This window comes from Vibrio sp. ZOR0018, assembly GCF_963865925.1.
In the GTDB taxonomy this organism is placed as follows: Bacteria; Pseudomonadota; Gammaproteobacteria; order Enterobacterales; family Vibrionaceae; genus Vibrio; species Vibrio anguillarum.
In genome coordinates, this window is the sequence record NZ_CAWMCN010000127.1 from 1 (window position 1) to 708 (window position 708).

Below are 708 nucleotides of genomic sequence, written 5' to 3' on the forward strand. Positions count from 1 at the left end.
AAATTGAAGTTCAGTGTTTACAGTGTGTTTTTTAAGTTCGGCGGTGCGTTGTCAACCCCTTAGCCGGGCGTTAGGCAAAGTGAGTTTTTATCAGCTAAATCGGGTTTGAATTGAACTGCGAATTCCATGTTCTCATGGCTGGATTTAAGCAATAAATCGTCATCACATATTTGTTGTTTCTTGATCGTGTTGGGTTGCTTTTCGTTGTGAATTTAGCGGCAAAATAACCTTCAGCATCCAAACGTCCGCCGAGCATGCTACGCTCGTCACTTTTCTCTGAGTTAGAGTTTTAGTTTATAAATGAATCGGTTAGTTTGTTTCAAGTTTACAAACAAGCTCGTTCTTTAGTTTTGAAAGTGTCGTTGTCAATCGGTTGGCCTAACAAACGGCTCAAGAGGGATTGTCAACGCGTGGCGGCTTTAGTACAAAATTGAAGTTCAGAGTTTACAGTGTGTTTTTTGAGTTTGGCGGTGCGTTGTCAACCCCTTAGCCGGGCGTTAGGCAAAGTGAGTTTTTATCAGCTAAATCGAGTTGAAATTGAACGGTAAATTCCATGTTCCCATGGCTGAACTTAAGCAATAAATAATCATCACATATTTGTTGTTTCTTGATCGCGTTGGGTTGCTTTTCGCTGTGAATTCATCGGCAAAATAACCTTCGGCATCCAAACGTCCGCCGAGCATGCTACGCTCGTCACTTTTCTTCCAA

General features: G+C 41.8%; 1 protein-coding gene. It reads right to left on the reverse strand.

Annotated features, from left to right (window positions below; all coding sequences use genetic code 11):
- Positions 1–521: 521 nt before the first annotated feature.
- Positions 522–708: hypothetical protein (locus AACR75_RS15955; protein WP_197056813.1), on the reverse strand; the 187-nt coding region annotated here is incomplete at its 5' end.